Raw genomic sequence first — 14,885 nt, 5'->3', positions numbered from 1 at the left:
CCCGATAGCGGGGCGTTGTCGTGTTTGAGCTGCGGACAGGTGCAGATTTAGATCACATCCGCCATAAACTCCAGCGCCCCCTGCTGCCGAATCACCCGACGATGCTGCGCCCACAATTCGGCAACCTTGTCGCGGTTGAGCTGTTGGCGATCCAGCAATACGCGGGTATTCAGCTCGCCAACCGGCTGGCTGCTCGGCACCTTGCTGAACACAAACTGGTTGCTGACCAGTTCCAGGAAGGGGCCAGCTTTGCTGGTGGGCATGATGAAGGTGAGCTGTAAGCCGAGGGTTTCGGTGAGGTAGCCGATCACTTCGCGTGAGCGGGTTTCATCCATGTGCATAAAGGCTTCATCGACGATCACCATGCGCAGGTGGCTGTCGCCTTCGTTGAAACGGAAGGCGCTGGTGACGGCGGCGGCGCGGATGATGTACGCCGGGGTTTCCAGCTGACCACCTGAGCCGGTGCCGTATTCGCTGAGGCGAATGGGTTGTTTGCCGGCAGGGTGCTTGAGAATGTCGTAACGGCGATAGCGGCGGTAGTCGCTGATGCGCTCGAGTTCGCGGAGCGCCTGTTGTTCGTCACCATCCAGCAGCAAGCTGAGTAATTGATCGCGGATGCCACTGGCCTTCTCCGACAAGCTGCTATCGAACAGGCTGGCACCGTCACCCAGGTTGGGCGTTTGCATGATCTCGCGGAAGAAATCCCAGTAGGCTTTGTACTCGGGCAGCCAGTCCCAATCGAACTGGAAGCGCTCGCGGTCGGCACCAAACTGGTGGTGCTCCAGCTCTTGGTTGAGGTTTTCCAGTACGCGGCGACCGTCGTTGATGGCTTGGTGGATCTCATGGCACAGGTCACTGACAAAGGTGGTGTTAAAGCTGTCGCGCAAACTGGCGAGCTGTTCCTGTTTTTCCAATAGCACGTTGTTACGCAGACGATTGTGCAGGTTGTCGAGCTGTTGGCGCAGGCTGCCTATATGGCTGAAGAAAGCCAGGCTGTGCAGTTCGGCCGGGCTGTCGGCAATGAGGTGATCTGCCGGCTGGGCCTGTTGGTTGTACTGCTCTATGCTGCGTTGCAGATCGATGATCTGGCGGTGCAAGGTCGCCGTCAGTGCTTGGCTGTCGGCGATAAAGTCAAACTGACCGCTGCTCTGCTGCAGCATGCTATCGAGCTGTTCGAGACGGGCCTGGGGATCCAGTCCCGGCACTCTGCCGGCAGCATCGAGCAGGTGTTGCTCCGCCTGATCTTTGGCGTCCAGCAGTTGGTCGCTGTGATCGGCATAGTGCTGTATGCGTTGTTGCGCGTTGCTCAATTTTTCTTCGAGCCGCCCGTGCTGCACGCCAAGCTGTTTGGTTTGCTGTTCCAGCTCGCGATGGCGTTGGGTAACGCGGCTTTGTTCATCTTCCAGGTCGCGGTGGGCGCCAAGATCGAGAGCTTCGAGTTGCTGTTCTACTTCTCGTAGTTGGCGTTGGCTATCGAGCAGCTGCGCGGCGCGTGCGGCGTAGTCCAGCGGTTGAATCTGGCCGAGTAATTTGGCCAGTTGGCGCAACGCCAGGTGCTGCTGTTGCTGGTTGTGACGCTGCACGCTGAGGTGTTCCAGCGTGGCTTCTTGTGCGGCCAGATTGCGCTCGCGTGCGGCGGCGCCGAACACCAGCTGGCTATCGTCGATGTCGCAGCGAAACAGCGCGTAGTTGCCTGAACCCATGCCATCGCTGGTCACGCCACGACGGGTGTGGCGCAGCGCTTCGGCGTCGGACACGCGGGCGACGCTGGCGTAAGAGGCGCGCAGGTAGTATTCGGCGATCTTATGGCTGAAGCGCATTACTTTGAGGATAGAGTCGTCGGGCAGGCTGATGCGTTCGGCGTCCTGGCGTGCCTTGTGGCCCTGAATCACGCGCGCCCGGTTGCGTTCACGGCTGTTCATCTGGCGCACGATACGGATCGCCTCGGCTTCGTATTCTGCCTCGACCAATATGGCGTAGCGGCTACCGCCGATATAACCCTCAATCGCCATTTGCCAGTCGGGGTCGACGATTTCGACGTGATCGCAGAGGACGCGGGGGTCGGCTTGTGGGCACTGCTGGCGAATGGCGCGCAGTGCTTCTTCTACGTAAGCGGGGTAGCTGACGCGGCTGGATTTCAACGCGCTGATGCGCTGATTGGTTTGGTTGATTTGGCGTTCGAGCTGAACCAGTTCGGCGGCGCTTTTCTGATCCAATCGGTCTACCCGATTCAGCGGCGTAACGCCGTCGGCATCGCTCGCGCTGAGCAGGTCAGCCAATTGGTTGTGGCTGGCCTGTTGGCTGCGGATAGCGTCAAGCCCGGCATCTAGCGGGGTGAGGTCGATCCAGTCTCTGGCCAACAATTGATTCAGCTCGGCCACGGGGGCTTGCTCAGCGGCGAGTACCGCTTGGCTGCGTTCACGCCAGCCACGGCCGGCCAGTTGCGGTAGGTCCGCGCTAAGGCTGTGTTGGCTCAACAGCTGTTGAGTGGCGCGCAGGGCATCAAGGTTGCGATCGCGCTGCTGGGCTTGGGTGAGCAGTGCTGGTACAGCCGCGCGTAGTTGCTCGCTCAGCTGGTTCTGGCGTTGTTCCAGTTGGTCTTTATTCTGTAGCGCGGGAATGCCTTGTCGGCGGGCTTCCAGCTGCACCAGTTCAAGGTGTGCCTGTTGCAGGCGTTCGGTGGTCAGGCGCTGGTCATCCGTGATGCCGCTTAGCTCATCGCTCAGCTGTTTTTGTTCGTCCTTGGCGGCGAGGTAACCCTGTTGGTTTTTGTTCCAGTTCTGCGCGGCGGCGGCATAGGCCAGGCCAGTGCGCTCTAGCCAGGTTTCTTGATAGCGCTCGGCTTGCACGCCTGCGGCGGATAGCAGTTCGACGGAGGCGCGTACGCGACAGGCCTCTTGCTCCATGCCGTGGACGGTGCGTAGCAACTCGCGGATGCGCTTAATAGTATCGCCAAACTCGCGTGCTTCGAGCACTTCTTCAGCGACGAACTGGTCGATGGATTTGACTGGTTTGTAAGCCATGAAATTGGCGAAGGTACGGGCCGCGTGCTTGGCTTCACGCACGGAGACCGCATCGCGTTTACCGCGCAGTGCGCCGTAGAGGCGGGCCAGATAGGCGCTCTTTTTGTCGTACACTTCGACCTGCTGCTTGCCAAACTGCCGGCGCAGCAGATTGGGCAGTTCGGTGACGCTTACCGCGTGGCGGCCATCGTCGCGGGTCTGTACAAAGTGCGATAACGAGAGCATCTCACCCGGCACTATCATCATCAGCAACTCATCCTGCCGCGCTTGCCGGCTGCTACCGGCGGCGTCCAGATGGGCGCGCACGCCGATCACGGCGGTGAACGGCTCGGCGGTTTCGCCTTTGGTTGGATGGAATACCCCGGCAATATAACCGTCGGTATCCCAGGGGCGGGCGAAGGCGCCGTCATCACAACCGAGCACGTAGGAGGCGAGGGTGCGCACTTGTTTACCGCCGCGTCCGCGCTGGGTGGTTTCGTCTTGGCCGGGGTTGTAGTTGAACAGATTGTCGTGGGCGGCGGTCATCAGCGTTTGCAGCGCATCGGCGGCAGTGGTTTTGCCCGAGCCGTTACCACCTGAGAATAGGTTGACCGGGCCGTACTCCAGTTCTTCGACCGGCAGGTTGCCCCAGTTCACAGTAATAGAGCGTTTCAGATACATCAGTTGCTCTCCTCGGCGGGCTGCAAATCGTCATTCTCATCGGCACTGGCTAGCTGCGCTAAAGCACTGTCGGTTACCAAACTGATAATGCCGGGGCGGATCGTCAGCCAGGCTTCACCTTCGTCCAGAGCAGCGTCGCTTGGGCTGCGGATCAAACGCAGCTGACGCAGACGACGCAGCAGTGCTTTGCGCTCACCCTGTTGCTCGGGGAGTGAGCGACCCAGCAGGTTGCGACAGCTGAGATTGAGTGCTTCCAGCGACAGCATGACTTGCCCAAATTCATCGACCTGACCTTCGCGCAGGGCCTGATCGTACTCGGCGCGCAACACCAGAATCAGCGCCACTTCCTGTTGGCTCAAACGCTCACGCAGTCCGCTGCTGAAACTGTCTTCGCTGTCAGCCAGGCCCGGCACTTCGGCGCCCGGTGGAAAGATTCGCAGCAGGTTAAAACGCGGCTCATGCAGTACGCGGATGCGCAGCACCGAAAGGTAGTCTTCCACCAGTTCGGTGACTTGTAGGTAACGGTCGTACAGCTCGGCTTCGCGCTGGCTTTCATCGCGGCAGACTACGCCGCGGTCGAGCAGACGGATCATCAGCTCGGAAAAGGCTTCCGGGCTGACGCCCCGTTCGTTGAGTTGGTTATCCAGAGCGTCACGCATGGTCGTCTTGTTCCAGGTCGATGATGAAGCCATCGCGGCGGGAGAAATAGGTTTCGTCGGTGATCGGCTCACCGTTGGGCTCAATGCGCACGCGCAGGCCGTGGCTAGCGTGGTCGGCACCGGCCAGTTCGATCAAGTGGCTGAGAGCTAACAGGTCGCGGGCATTGCTGATCGGCAGGTCACGGTTATCGATGCGTTGGCCCGCACCGAGAGCGCTACGCAGATAGTCGCGCAGGTTGCTCGCATTGATGTTGAAGGCCTTGTCGAGTAGCTGCTGCACGCCCAGTTCGCGCAGGGTGGCTTCGTCTGGATGGTCGAGCTCGCTCATCAGGCTGTGTACCGGTGGGCGTTCGCGGCGTTCACGTAATCGCACGCTGGCCGGATCAACCAGGCCGACACTCACATTGGCCATTACTTCACCCGCAGCGGCCAGGCGTGCGTCGCGGTCAGCCGCGTCCAGGCTGGCAAGCTGTCGACAAATGCCAACGACATCGGTGTGCTTCTGGCTGTGCAGATAACTGAGCTGCCGGATGATGATGTCGGCGCGCTGGGTAAAGCCTTGCAGGGTCTTGCGTAGCGCCGGCAGCATGATATCGGTCGCGTTACGCAGGCGACTCTCGATGCCATCGAGCAGCTGCCAGAGTACCGAACTGTTGGTGTCGATCAGCAGGTCTGGTGCCAGACGGCGCAGATCGCGCTCGGCGTGCGCTTTCCATTCACGTGGTTTTTGGCGAATGCGGTCGATGGTGTCCTGAATGCGTTCGCGGTGTTTTTCTACGCTGTCAGCAGACAAGCGAATAGCGACATCGGGTTGAAAGCGGCGCTCCATAAAATCGAAAAACTGATCGCTGGCTTGCTGCACCAGTTGCTGAGCTTCCACTTCGCGTACCAGCTCGCGTTTGCGCTCTTCAAGTTCGGCGATGATGTCGGTGAAATCGGCAATGATGCGCTCTGAATACTCGTGGGCATCCAGCAGATCGTAGACCTCGCCGTGGTTAAGGAAAGCAGACAAGGCGTTTAGCGTATTGCGAGTATTGCGGTGCCGGGTGCGCACGCTGCGACCGTCGGCCTCGACCAGCGGTTGGGTAAACAATCGGCCCATACGGCTAAAGGGGTAGGTGGACTGGAAGGTCGCTTGATCAACCTGGCGCTCTAGCCAGCCGTGCTCTAAAAGGGTGCTCAATACCCAAGCGGCTTGCTCGCGATTATTCTTGAAGCGGCCGCTCTCATCCTCTTCGCTTTCGAGCAATGGTGCGCGTTCCAGCGCCTCGCAGAAGATATCCAATACCTGTTCGCGCTTGAGTGATTCGCCGTAATCGGCACGCGCGCTGTACAGCCGTTCATGCAGCAGGCGCAGGCATTCGACGATCTGTTCGCGGTATTTGCTGGTGAGCGGGCGGAAGAAGTGCAGGCGCTCGTCGGTAAAAAACATCAGCTGTCGAATCCGGTTCTGGCAAAGGTGCATTATGCCTTAAACGCAGCAACCAGCAGCAAGCCGCAGACGACAGGTTGTGACCTGGTTTTGTGCTTGGCTGGGTGGATTACGACTGGAAAAAGAGGGCTGCGGGCACGTTAAACTGTGCCCGCAGTTTAGATCAGAGTTGCGGTGCCCAGCTCAGTGACAGCCGTGCATTCAGCTCTTCGTTGCGGTAAGGGTTGCCGGTAAAGTCGTTGGCGAGGGCGTACTCCTTCTCCAGCACGTTGCCAACGCTCAGATCCCAGCGACTGCTATCAGTCATCTGCCAGTTGCCCCGTACTTCCAGCGTGCCAAACCCCGATAGCTCCTGAGTATTGGCCGCATCGTTGTAGCGGGTGCTGTTGGCTACCATCGTGAAGCCAACCCCGAAATCACCGTACTGATGATCGGTGTCGACGCTGAGCATGCGCTTGGGGCGACGGGCCAATAAGTTACCAGTTTGGCGGTCGCGTGGATCTAGCCAAGTGGCAGCAACGACCGTATACCAACCTAGCAGATCACGCTCGGCAGACAATTCCAGACCGTTGATACGCGCTTCGGAGATATTCTGCGGAATGAAAGCGCTATCGAGCTGGATCAGGTTGTCGATGTCGGTGCGATAAACCGAAGCCTGCAAAGTGGACTCTTGAAGCTGGCCGCGCCATTGCAGCTCGTAGCTTTTTGAACTTTCCGGCTCTAGGTTGGGGTTAGAGGATGGGCTGCAACCAAAAGGAGGGAAGCAAAAATCCGGAAAGTAGAGATCGTTAAAGGTGGGAGCGCGAAAACCTTCGCCATAGGACGCTACCAGCTGTTGATCGTTGCTCAGAGCAAAAATCAGTGCGCCGTTGAGGCTGTCTTGTTCGCCGAATTGCTCATTGTCATCGTGACGCCAGCCCAGTTCGCTGCTTACGCGCTGCCCGTCAAATCGATACTGTGCAAAAACGGCTTGATTGTATCGTTCGCTTTCATTGAACGCGGTGGAGCTGCTGAGCTTATCTTCGTACCAGTCGATGCCAGCTTGAACACGGTGTTGTTCATTGAAGCGCAGACGGTTCAGCCAGGTGGCTGAGTCGCGGTAAGTATTGAATACAGAGGGAAAGGAGCCGCTGGTATCACGTTTGTCTTCGGCATGGCCAGCCTCGATGCGAGTTTGCCACGTATCGTTCACTTGCCACTGAATATGCGTGGCTACGGTGCTGAGCGTAAAGTCATCTTCCGGGTTACCCGACAGGTCATACTCGGTATTGCCGCTCTGCTCAAGTATCTGAATGCCGGCATCCAGATTGTCCGTAAACTGATGGTTTAAGCTGGCGCTGAAAGCCCGGTTGCGGTAGCCGTCATCATCGTTGTCACTACCAATGCTATTGGTTGTGCGGTTGATGCCGGCGGTTTCGTCAAGGCTGGCCCCTAGGTTGAAGCTAGTCTGCCCGTTGCCGCCGGAAAGTCCTAGATCGCGGGTGAACGTCTGGTTGCTGCCAACGCCAAACTTCACTCGAGGATTCAAGCCTTCACTGCCTTTACGAGTAAAAATTTGAACCACGCCACCAATCGCATCGGACCCGTAGACGGCTGATCGTGGGCCGCGTACGACTTCGACCCGCTCAATCTGGTCAACATTAAGGAACTCGAGGCTTGCCTGGCCTGCACTGGCACTTGCAATCCGCTGGCCGTCCACAAGTATCAGAGTTTGTGACGCGCTGGTACCGCGTAAAGATATGCTGCTGAGGCTACCTATGCCGCCGTTGGTCGTGACCGAGATCCCCGGGACTCGGCGTAACAAGTCGGTGACGCTGACCGGCTGCAAGCGGTCAATATCATTGCGGTCAAATACGCTGGTGGCTGCTGAAGTGTCGCTGACGGACTCGGCCTGCCTTGAAGCAGTCACAATGGTATCGGGTAAATCAACGGGGTCGCTGGCTTGAGCAATAGAACTGGCAAGCAAAGCAGGCAGTAGGAATAGTGAAGGCTTCATTCTGGATCCTCAAAAGTACGGCTTTTGAGGAGGGCGGGGAGTCAGGAGGGGCCCAGGCAGCGGACAACCACGCCGACCGGTGACGCCCTCCGCGACACCTCAGCAATAAAAGCCCGCACGCGATGGCGTATGGACTTTGCGCACAGGGCCGGTCTCCGGACTCAGAGTCAGGCTGCTGTCGCCTTCCCGTGCGGTGCACAGTGGCGTTGCTGACAGCAGCTGCAGGCTAGCCTGCGACTCTTTACCGTTGCGGGGGCAGTGTCGGGGTTGCACCGACTTCCCGTTTCACCTGATCAGCGTGGCAGACCAGGCACCCAATGCGAGTACTAAGAATTGGGGCGGACTCTAGGGCTTTCAACTAAGCGGGTCAAGCCCTTGGTCGGGCTCGGGTATGGTGCTCAGGCGGTGCCGAATGGCCGCTACTATGCCGGTGGCGTCCAGCCCGCACTCGGCTAGCATCTGCGCGGGCTTGGCGTGCTCAACAAAAATGTCAGGCAGACCTAGATTGAGCACAGGGGTAATAATGCCCTCGGCCATTAGCCACTCGTTGACTGCGCTGCCAGCGCCGCCCATGACTGCATTTTCTTCGAGGGTCACCAGCAGTTTATGAGTGGCACTCAGTTTGGCTACTAGCTCAGTGTCCAATGGTTTGACGAAGCGCATGTTGACGACGCTGGCATTCAGCGTTTCAGCGGCTTTGAGCGCCTGTTGATGCAAGGTACCAAAGCATAGAATGGCAACCTCTTCACCTTCACGGGTGACTACGCCTTTGCCGATTGGGAGAGTGGTCAGCGCGGGATCAATCGGGGTGCCGGGGCCAGTGCCTCGTGGGTAGCGTACCGCAGCCGGACCGCTATGCAGAAAGCCAGTAGTGAGCATCTGCCGGGTTTCGTTTTCGTCTGCGGGCGCCATGATCACCATATTCGGCAGGCAACGCAGGAACGACAGGTCGAAGCTGCCGGCGTGGGTCGGGCCGTCTTCGCCCACCAAGCCTGCACGGTCTATGGCGAACAGCACATCAAGGTTCTGCACGGCAACGTCATGCACGACCTGATCGTAAGCGCGCTGTAAAAAAGTCGAATAGATGGCAACGACCGGTTTGGCACCTTCGCAGGCCATGCCGGCCGCAAGGGTCACGGCATGTTGTTCAGCAATGGCGACGTCGAAATAGCGATTGGGATACTGCTCGCTGAAGGCGATGAGGTCAGAGCCTTCCTTCATAGCTGGAGTGATGCCTATCAGACGGGCGTCCTGCTCTGCCATGTCGCATAACCACTGGCCAAAGATATTGGAAAACTTCGGCTTGCTGACGCCGGCAGGCGCAGCGGGTTTTGGTTCGAATTTGGTGATGGCGTGATAACCAATAGGATCGGCTTCAGCCGGGGAGAACCCTTTGCCTTTCTGTGTGACAACATGCAGAAATTGCGGGCCTTTACGGTCGCGCATGTTCTTCAGGGTATTCACCAGCGTGGGCAGGTCGTGGCCGTTGATCGGACCTATGTAGTTCCAACCCAACTCTTCAAACAAAGTGCCGGGTACCAGCATGCCCTTGGCGTGCTCTTCGGTCTTACGCGCCAATTCCCAGGCTTGCGGCAGCATAGACAGCACTTTTTTACTGCCTTCGCGCATGTGCGAATAAGTGCGGCTGGAGAGAATTTTGGCCAAATAATTGGATAAACCGCCGACATTGCGCGAAATCGACATGTCGTTGTCGTTGAGCACAACCAACATATTGGCCTGGGCGTCGCTGGCATGGTTCAACGCCTCAAAGGCCATGCCGGCCGTTAACGCGCCATCGCCAATTACCGCCACGGTGCGGCGATCGAGCCCTTGCAGGTTGGCAGCGATCGCCATGCCGAGGGCGGCGCTAATCGAGGTGCTCGAATGACCAACGCCAAAGGTGTCATACGGGCTTTCCACGCGACGAGGGAAGGCGGCCAAGCCTTCTTTTTGCCGTAGGCTGGCCATACGCTCACGACGACCGGTCAGGATTTTGTGCGGGTAGGCCTGATGGCCGACGTCCCATACCAGGCGGTCTTCGGGGGTGTGGTAGGCGTAATGGAGCGCAATGGTCAGCTCAATAACACCCAGTCCGGCACCAAAATGGCCGCCTGTCTGACCTACACTCCAGAGCAGAAACGCACGCAACTCGTCCGCCAGTTCAGGTAGCCGGCTTTCATCCAGCTCACGCAGTTGTGCGGTGTCGTCAAGACTGTCCAGCAATGGTGTACTGGGGCGTTGGTGCGGTATTTCGTGGAAGGTGCTAGGCATCAAACAAGGCTCTGAATGCCATTGGCAATGGCAGGAAAACAAGTGCGCAGTTTAACTGATGCACCTCGATAGCCCAACTCCAACAACACCTCAATCAAAATCGGCGCTGCACTATATAGTCGGCTAGCTGTTGTAGATGGACCGCTTTTTCGCCGAGTGGTTGCAGCGCAGCAACGGCTTGGTCGCGCAGGCGCTCGGCTAATTGATGGGCGCCTTCGAGGCCGAGTAACGCCGGGTAAGTAGGCTTGTCGCGGGCGATATCGGCACCCTGGGTTTTGCCTAAGACGCTGGTCTCGCTTTCGATATCGAGAATATCGTCCTGCACTTGAAAGGCCAGGCCGATGCAGTCTGCGTATACCGCCAATGTCTGCAACTGTGCGGTGCTGGCGCGCTCGCTGGCAAGGGCGCCAAGCTGAATGCTGGCGCTGATCAGCGCGCCTGTCTTGTGGCGATGCATCAATTCAAGCGTGGCTTGATCGATTTTCTCACCCACTGCGCCCAGATCGATCGCTTGCCCACCCACCATGCCTTGCGGCCCGGCGGCGCGGGAAAGTGTTTGTAGCATTTGCAGGCGGGTGGCCGGTTGCCAGTCGCCTTGATGGCCTAGCCAATCGAACGCCAGCGCCTGCAGGCCGTCGCCGGCGAGGATCGCAGTGGCCTCGTCAAAGGCGCGGTGACAGGTTGGTTGGCCGCGGCGCAGATCGTCGTCGTCCATCGCCGGCAAGTCGTCGTGAATCAGCGAGTAGGCATGTACCAGTTCAACCGCGCCGGCGGCTGGGTCAGCAGAGGCGGCGTTGCCGCCCAAGGCCTCGCAAGTCGCGTAGCAGAGCAGCGGGCGCACCCGTTTCCCGCCATTTACGACGCTATAGCGCATGGCAGCGTAGAGACGTTCAAGGCGTGGCTGAGGGGTGTCCAGCTGGCTTAGTAAAAAGCCATTGATGCGGGTCTGACAGGACTCAAGGTAGTCGGCAAATCCGCTCATTCAGCGGGGCCGTCAAAAGGTTCGGTAGTCAGCTCGCCGTTCTTTTCGACTAACTGTTGTACCTTCTGCTCGGCTTGAGTGAGCGCCTGTTGGCAATCGCGGGTCAGCGCAACGCCTTGCTCGAAGGAGCTGAGCGACTCTTCCAGGCTGAGTTCGCCGCTTTCCAGTCGTTCGACCAGCTTTTGTAGCTCGCCGAGGGACTGTTCAAAGTCCACGGTGGTTTTTTTCCGTGCCATGCGCTACCTCTTCTACGGCGTGGGTGAAACGGCTGAACATTACCCAAGGGTGGGGATGGGGTCAATCGGCGTTGCAGCACCTGCGCTGCCTGCTAGAAATCTCCCCAGCGTTGCTGGGCCATGCTCAAAGCTACTATGGGAGCGGTTTCGGTGCGCAGCACCCTCGGGCCAAAACGTGCGGCGATAAAACCGGCCGCTTCGGCCTGTTGGATTTCGTCGGCACTCAGGCCACCTTCAGGGCCAATCAGCAAGGCTAGCGAAGTCGGGTGCGGCAGCTGATCCAGATCCTGCTCGGTACGGTGATGCAGTACCAGTTTAAGGTCGCTGGTTAATGATGCCATCCAGTCCTGTAGGGCGACGGGCGGATGTATCACCGGAACCACGCTGCGCCCGCATTGTTCGCACGCACTCACCGCCACTTGCTGCCAGTGCGCCTGACGTTTATCCGCGCGTTCACCCTGTAATTTAACTTCGCAGCGCTCGGTAAGCAGCGGGGTTATCTGATTGACGCCCAGTTCAACGGCTTTCTGAATCGCCCAGTCCATCCGGTCGCCGCGCGACATAGTCTGACCGAGATGGGTGTGCAACGGCGATTCTGGCATGCCTTCGACGGGCGCTTGCAGCTTGACCACAACCTCACGTTTACCCGCGGCGACGACCTCGCCTGGCCATTCCTGGCCACTGCCGTTGAATATCTGCACGGGCGCGCCCGGCCCTAACCGCAAAACGCGCGCGATGTAATGCGCGACGTCACCAGTCAGTGTTTGTTCGCCTTGGTTAAGCGGCGTATCGAGGTAAAAACGGGAAACGCGCACCGATTCAGTCCCGCGTCGCCAGTTGAATACCTTCCCAGGCAACGCTGGCGAGGTGGTCTATCTGGTCCGGGGTGATCACGTAGGGCGGCATAAAGTAAACCACGCTACCGAGCGGACGTAGCATGGCTTCATTTTTCAACGCGTGCTGATACACCCGAATGCCGCGACGCTCCTGCCAGGGGTAAGCTTCCTTGGTCGCTTTGTTCTTGACCATTTCAATTGCCAGCACCATGCCGGTTTGACGCACTTCCGCCACGTGCGGGTGATCAACAAAGTGTGCGGTTGCTTTGGTCATGTGGGCAGACAGTGTTTTGTTGGCTTCAATCACGTTGTCGCGCTCGAGTAGGTCCAGCGTCGCCAGTGCGGCGGCGCAAGCGAGCGGGTTGCCGGTGTAGCTGTGTGAGTGCAAAAAGGCGCGCATGCTCTCGTAGTCGTCGTAGAAGGCTTGGTAGATTTTGTCGGTGGTCATGCATACGGCCATTGGCAGGTAGCCAGCGGTCAGAGCCTTCGACAAGCAGAGAAAGTCAGGCGCTATATCGGCCTGCTCGCAGGCAAATAGCGTACCGGTACGACCGAAGCCAACGGCGATCTCGTCATGAATCAGGTGCACGCCGTAGCGGTCACAAGCCTCGCGCAACAGCTTGAGGTAGACCGGGTGGTACATGCGCATACCGCCGGCGCACTGGATCAGGGGCTCAACGATAACCGCTGCCACGTCCTGATGATTCTCTTCCAGCGCTTTCTCCATATGCGCAAACATTTTGCGGCTGTGTTCTTCCCAGCTTTCGCCTTCTTCGCGGTCGTAGCAGTCGGGGGAGGGTACGGTTATCACTTCCATCAGTAGCGGCTGATAAGTTTCTTTGTACAGCGCCACATCGCCTACCGCCAGCGCGGCTAGCGTTTCACCGTGATAACTGTTGGAGAGCGTAATAAAACGCTTTTTCTCCGGCTTACCGATGTTCAGCCAGTAGTGAAAACTCATCTTCAGCGCGACTTCAATGCACGACGAGCCATTGTCTGCGTAGAAACAGCGGGTCAGGGCGGCGGGCGTCATTTTCACCAGGCGCTCAGACAACTCAATCACCGGTGGGTGGCTGAAGCCGGCAAGAATTACGTGCTCGAGAGTGTCGAGCTGATCCTTGATGCGCTGATTGATATAAGGGTTAGCGTGGCCAAAGATGTTGACCCACCAGGAGCTGACGGCATCCATGTAGCGGTTGCCTTCAAAATCGTGCAGCCAGATACCTTCGCCCCGTTGGATTGGGATGATCGGCATGTGCTCATGGTCTTTCATTTGGGTGCAGGGGTGCCATAGCACCGAAACGTCGCGTTGCATCCAGTCGTTATTCAAGCCCATGTTCACCTCGTTGTCAGAAACCGTAGTCGCTGAATTGTACATGAGGCGGGCAGTGGCTGCCGAGGTCGAAGGAGGGTTGGTTTTCAGCGTGCAGGGTACACAGACCCAGCACGCAGGGTGCGGGCTCAGCGGGTGCCGTAGACCACCATGGTTTTGCCTTTGACTTCGATCAGGCCCTGTTCTTCCAGGCTCTTGAGCACGCGGCCGACCATTTCACGCGAGCAGCCGACAATACGACCGATCTCCTGGCGGGTGATTTTGATCTGCATGCCGTCCGGATGGGTCATAGCATCGGGCTGTTTGCACAGATCCAGCAGGGTGCCGGCAACGCGGCCAGTCACATCAAGAAAGGCCAGGTCGCCGACCTTGCGGGTGGTAGCGTGCAGGCGTTCAGCCATTTGCTTGCCGACCGCGTACAGCAGGTCCGGGTCGCGCTGAGTAAGCTCGCGGAATTTGGCATAGGTGATTTCAGCCACCTCGCACTCACATTTTGCGCGTACCCACGCGGTACGGTCATGCGGCGCGGGCGTCATATCGAATAGGCCCATCTCGCCGAAAAAGTCGCCCTGGTTTAGATAGGCGATGATCATTTCGCGACCCTGATCGTCTTCAATCAGGATGGTGACCGAACCTTTGATGATATAGAAAAGACTGTCGGACTGATCGCCAGCATGGATGACCGTGCTGCGTGCCGAAAAGCGGCGTCGATGGCAATGCGCAAGGAATGCATCGAGGTTTTTTATTTTAGGTGTCAGGGTGATCGAAACCATTAAAGTGTCCTGGCCGTATTCGCGCAAACCGAAGATGCGGGGCATCCGTGTCAGCCTCAGCATGAGACCAATCGAGATTATGTCCAGTTTTTACAGTCATGGCCAGCGCGGCGGTCCGCCATGTGACGGCTGTGGTATTCTGCGCCTCATCTGAGATGATTGAACGGCGGGATTTAGAAGATGAAAGCGCATATCAAGTGGGTCGACGGGGTGATGTTCCTGGGTGAGTCTGGGAGCGGTCACACAGTGGTGATGGATGGTCCGGAAGAGTCGGGCGGTCGCAATATGGGCATTCGCCCAATGGAAACCGTATTGGTCGGGCTGGGCGGTTGCGCCAGTTATGACGTGGTCAGCATTCTGAAAAAGTCGCGGCAAGATATTCGTGATGTGCACACCTTGCTGGATGCCGAACGGGCCGATATCGAACCCAAAGTGTTCACCAAGATTCATCTGCGCTTTGTAATAACAGGCAAGAATTTGAAAGAAACTCAGGTCAAGCGCGCGGTTGAGTTATCGGCTGAAAAGTATTGCTCGGCTTCGATCTTGATGGCGCGTGCCGGCGTTGAGGTGACGCACGATTACGAGATCATTGAGATCGACTGAAGTGTACGTATGGAGTTGGCACATTCGGCCTGACGAATGGCGAGTCAGGCCCTTATGCTGTGTGCTGCAGGGTTTACCATG

11 protein-coding genes and 1 riboswitch are annotated in these 14,885 nt (G+C 58.2%); of the genes, 1 reads left to right on the top strand and 10 read right to left on the bottom strand.

Features of this window, described 5'->3' with window-relative positions; genetic code table 11:
* Positions 1–47 precede the first annotated feature (47 nt).
* From AC1XYH_RS14870 to crp, 10 genes are all read right to left on the bottom strand, one after another.
* Entirely contained in the window at positions 48–3,683 is a 3,636-nt protein-coding gene (locus AC1XYH_RS14870) for an ATP-binding protein (RefSeq protein ID WP_483323913.1), read from the bottom strand.
* Positions 3,683–4,342, bottom strand: a complete 660-nt coding sequence (locus AC1XYH_RS14865) for a DUF4194 domain-containing protein (RefSeq protein ID WP_483323912.1) — start codon at positions 4,340–4,342, stop codon at positions 3,683–3,685. Before AC1XYH_RS14865 ends, AC1XYH_RS14870 begins: the two co-directional genes overlap by 1 nt.
* Positions 4,335–5,774 carry a Wadjet anti-phage system protein JetA family protein gene (locus tag AC1XYH_RS14860; RefSeq protein ID WP_483323911.1) on the bottom strand — a complete coding sequence of 480 codons (1,440 nt, stop codon included), beginning with the start codon at positions 5,772–5,774 and terminating at the stop codon, positions 4,335–4,337. Before AC1XYH_RS14860 ends, AC1XYH_RS14865 begins: the two co-directional genes overlap by 8 nt.
* Before the next feature lie 163 nt (positions 5,775–5,937).
* Positions 5,938–7,770 carry a TonB-dependent receptor domain-containing protein gene (locus tag AC1XYH_RS14855; protein ID WP_483323910.1) on the bottom strand — a complete coding sequence of 611 codons (1,833 nt, stop codon included), beginning with the start codon at positions 7,768–7,770 and terminating at the stop codon, positions 5,938–5,940.
* Positions 7,771–7,899: 129 nt separating this feature from the next.
* Positions 7,900–8,103: riboswitch (cobalamin riboswitch) on the bottom strand.
* 21 nt (positions 8,104–8,124) lie between these two features.
* Positions 8,125–10,041 carry a 1-deoxy-D-xylulose-5-phosphate synthase gene (gene dxs / locus AC1XYH_RS14850; protein WP_483323909.1) on the bottom strand — a complete coding sequence of 639 codons (1,917 nt, stop codon included), beginning with the start codon at positions 10,039–10,041 and terminating at the stop codon, positions 8,125–8,127.
* Between the two features lie 94 nt (positions 10,042–10,135).
* Positions 10,136–11,023, bottom strand: coding sequence for a polyprenyl synthetase family protein (locus tag AC1XYH_RS14845; RefSeq protein ID WP_483323908.1), 888 nt, complete (start codon positions 11,021–11,023; stop codon positions 10,136–10,138).
* Complete coding sequence (locus AC1XYH_RS14840; RefSeq protein ID WP_483323907.1) at positions 11,020–11,259, bottom strand: exodeoxyribonuclease VII small subunit; 240 nt, start codon at positions 11,257–11,259, stop codon at positions 11,020–11,022. The genes AC1XYH_RS14845 and AC1XYH_RS14840 overlap by 4 nt, the downstream gene beginning before the upstream one ends.
* Positions 11,260–11,351: 92 nt before the next feature.
* Positions 11,352–12,074, bottom strand: a complete 723-nt coding sequence (locus AC1XYH_RS14835; RefSeq protein ID WP_483323906.1) for a 16S rRNA (uracil(1498)-N(3))-methyltransferase — start codon at positions 12,072–12,074, stop codon at positions 11,352–11,354.
* A 4-nt stretch (positions 12,075–12,078) separates the two neighbouring features.
* Complete coding sequence (locus AC1XYH_RS14830) at positions 12,079–13,431, bottom strand: adenosylmethionine--8-amino-7-oxononanoate transaminase (protein ID WP_483323905.1); 1,353 nt, start codon at positions 13,429–13,431, stop codon at positions 12,079–12,081.
* A gap of 125 nt (positions 13,432–13,556) precedes the next feature.
* Positions 13,557–14,201 carry a cAMP-activated global transcriptional regulator CRP gene (gene crp / locus AC1XYH_RS14825; RefSeq protein ID WP_483326393.1) on the bottom strand — a complete coding sequence of 215 codons (645 nt, stop codon included), beginning with the start codon at positions 14,199–14,201 and terminating at the stop codon, positions 13,557–13,559.
* A gap of 180 nt (positions 14,202–14,381) precedes the next feature.
* Between crp and AC1XYH_RS14820 the strand changes: the two genes are divergently transcribed.
* Positions 14,382–14,804 carry an OsmC family protein gene (locus AC1XYH_RS14820; RefSeq protein WP_483323904.1) on the top strand — a complete coding sequence of 141 codons (423 nt, stop codon included), beginning with the start codon at positions 14,382–14,384 and terminating at the stop codon, positions 14,802–14,804.
* Positions 14,805–14,885 lie beyond the last annotated feature (81 nt).

Source organism: Pseudomonas sp. GW-45 (assembly GCF_056896675.1).
Note: the sequence above shows the minus strand (reverse complement) of the source record. Positions and strands in the feature narration are given on the sequence as shown.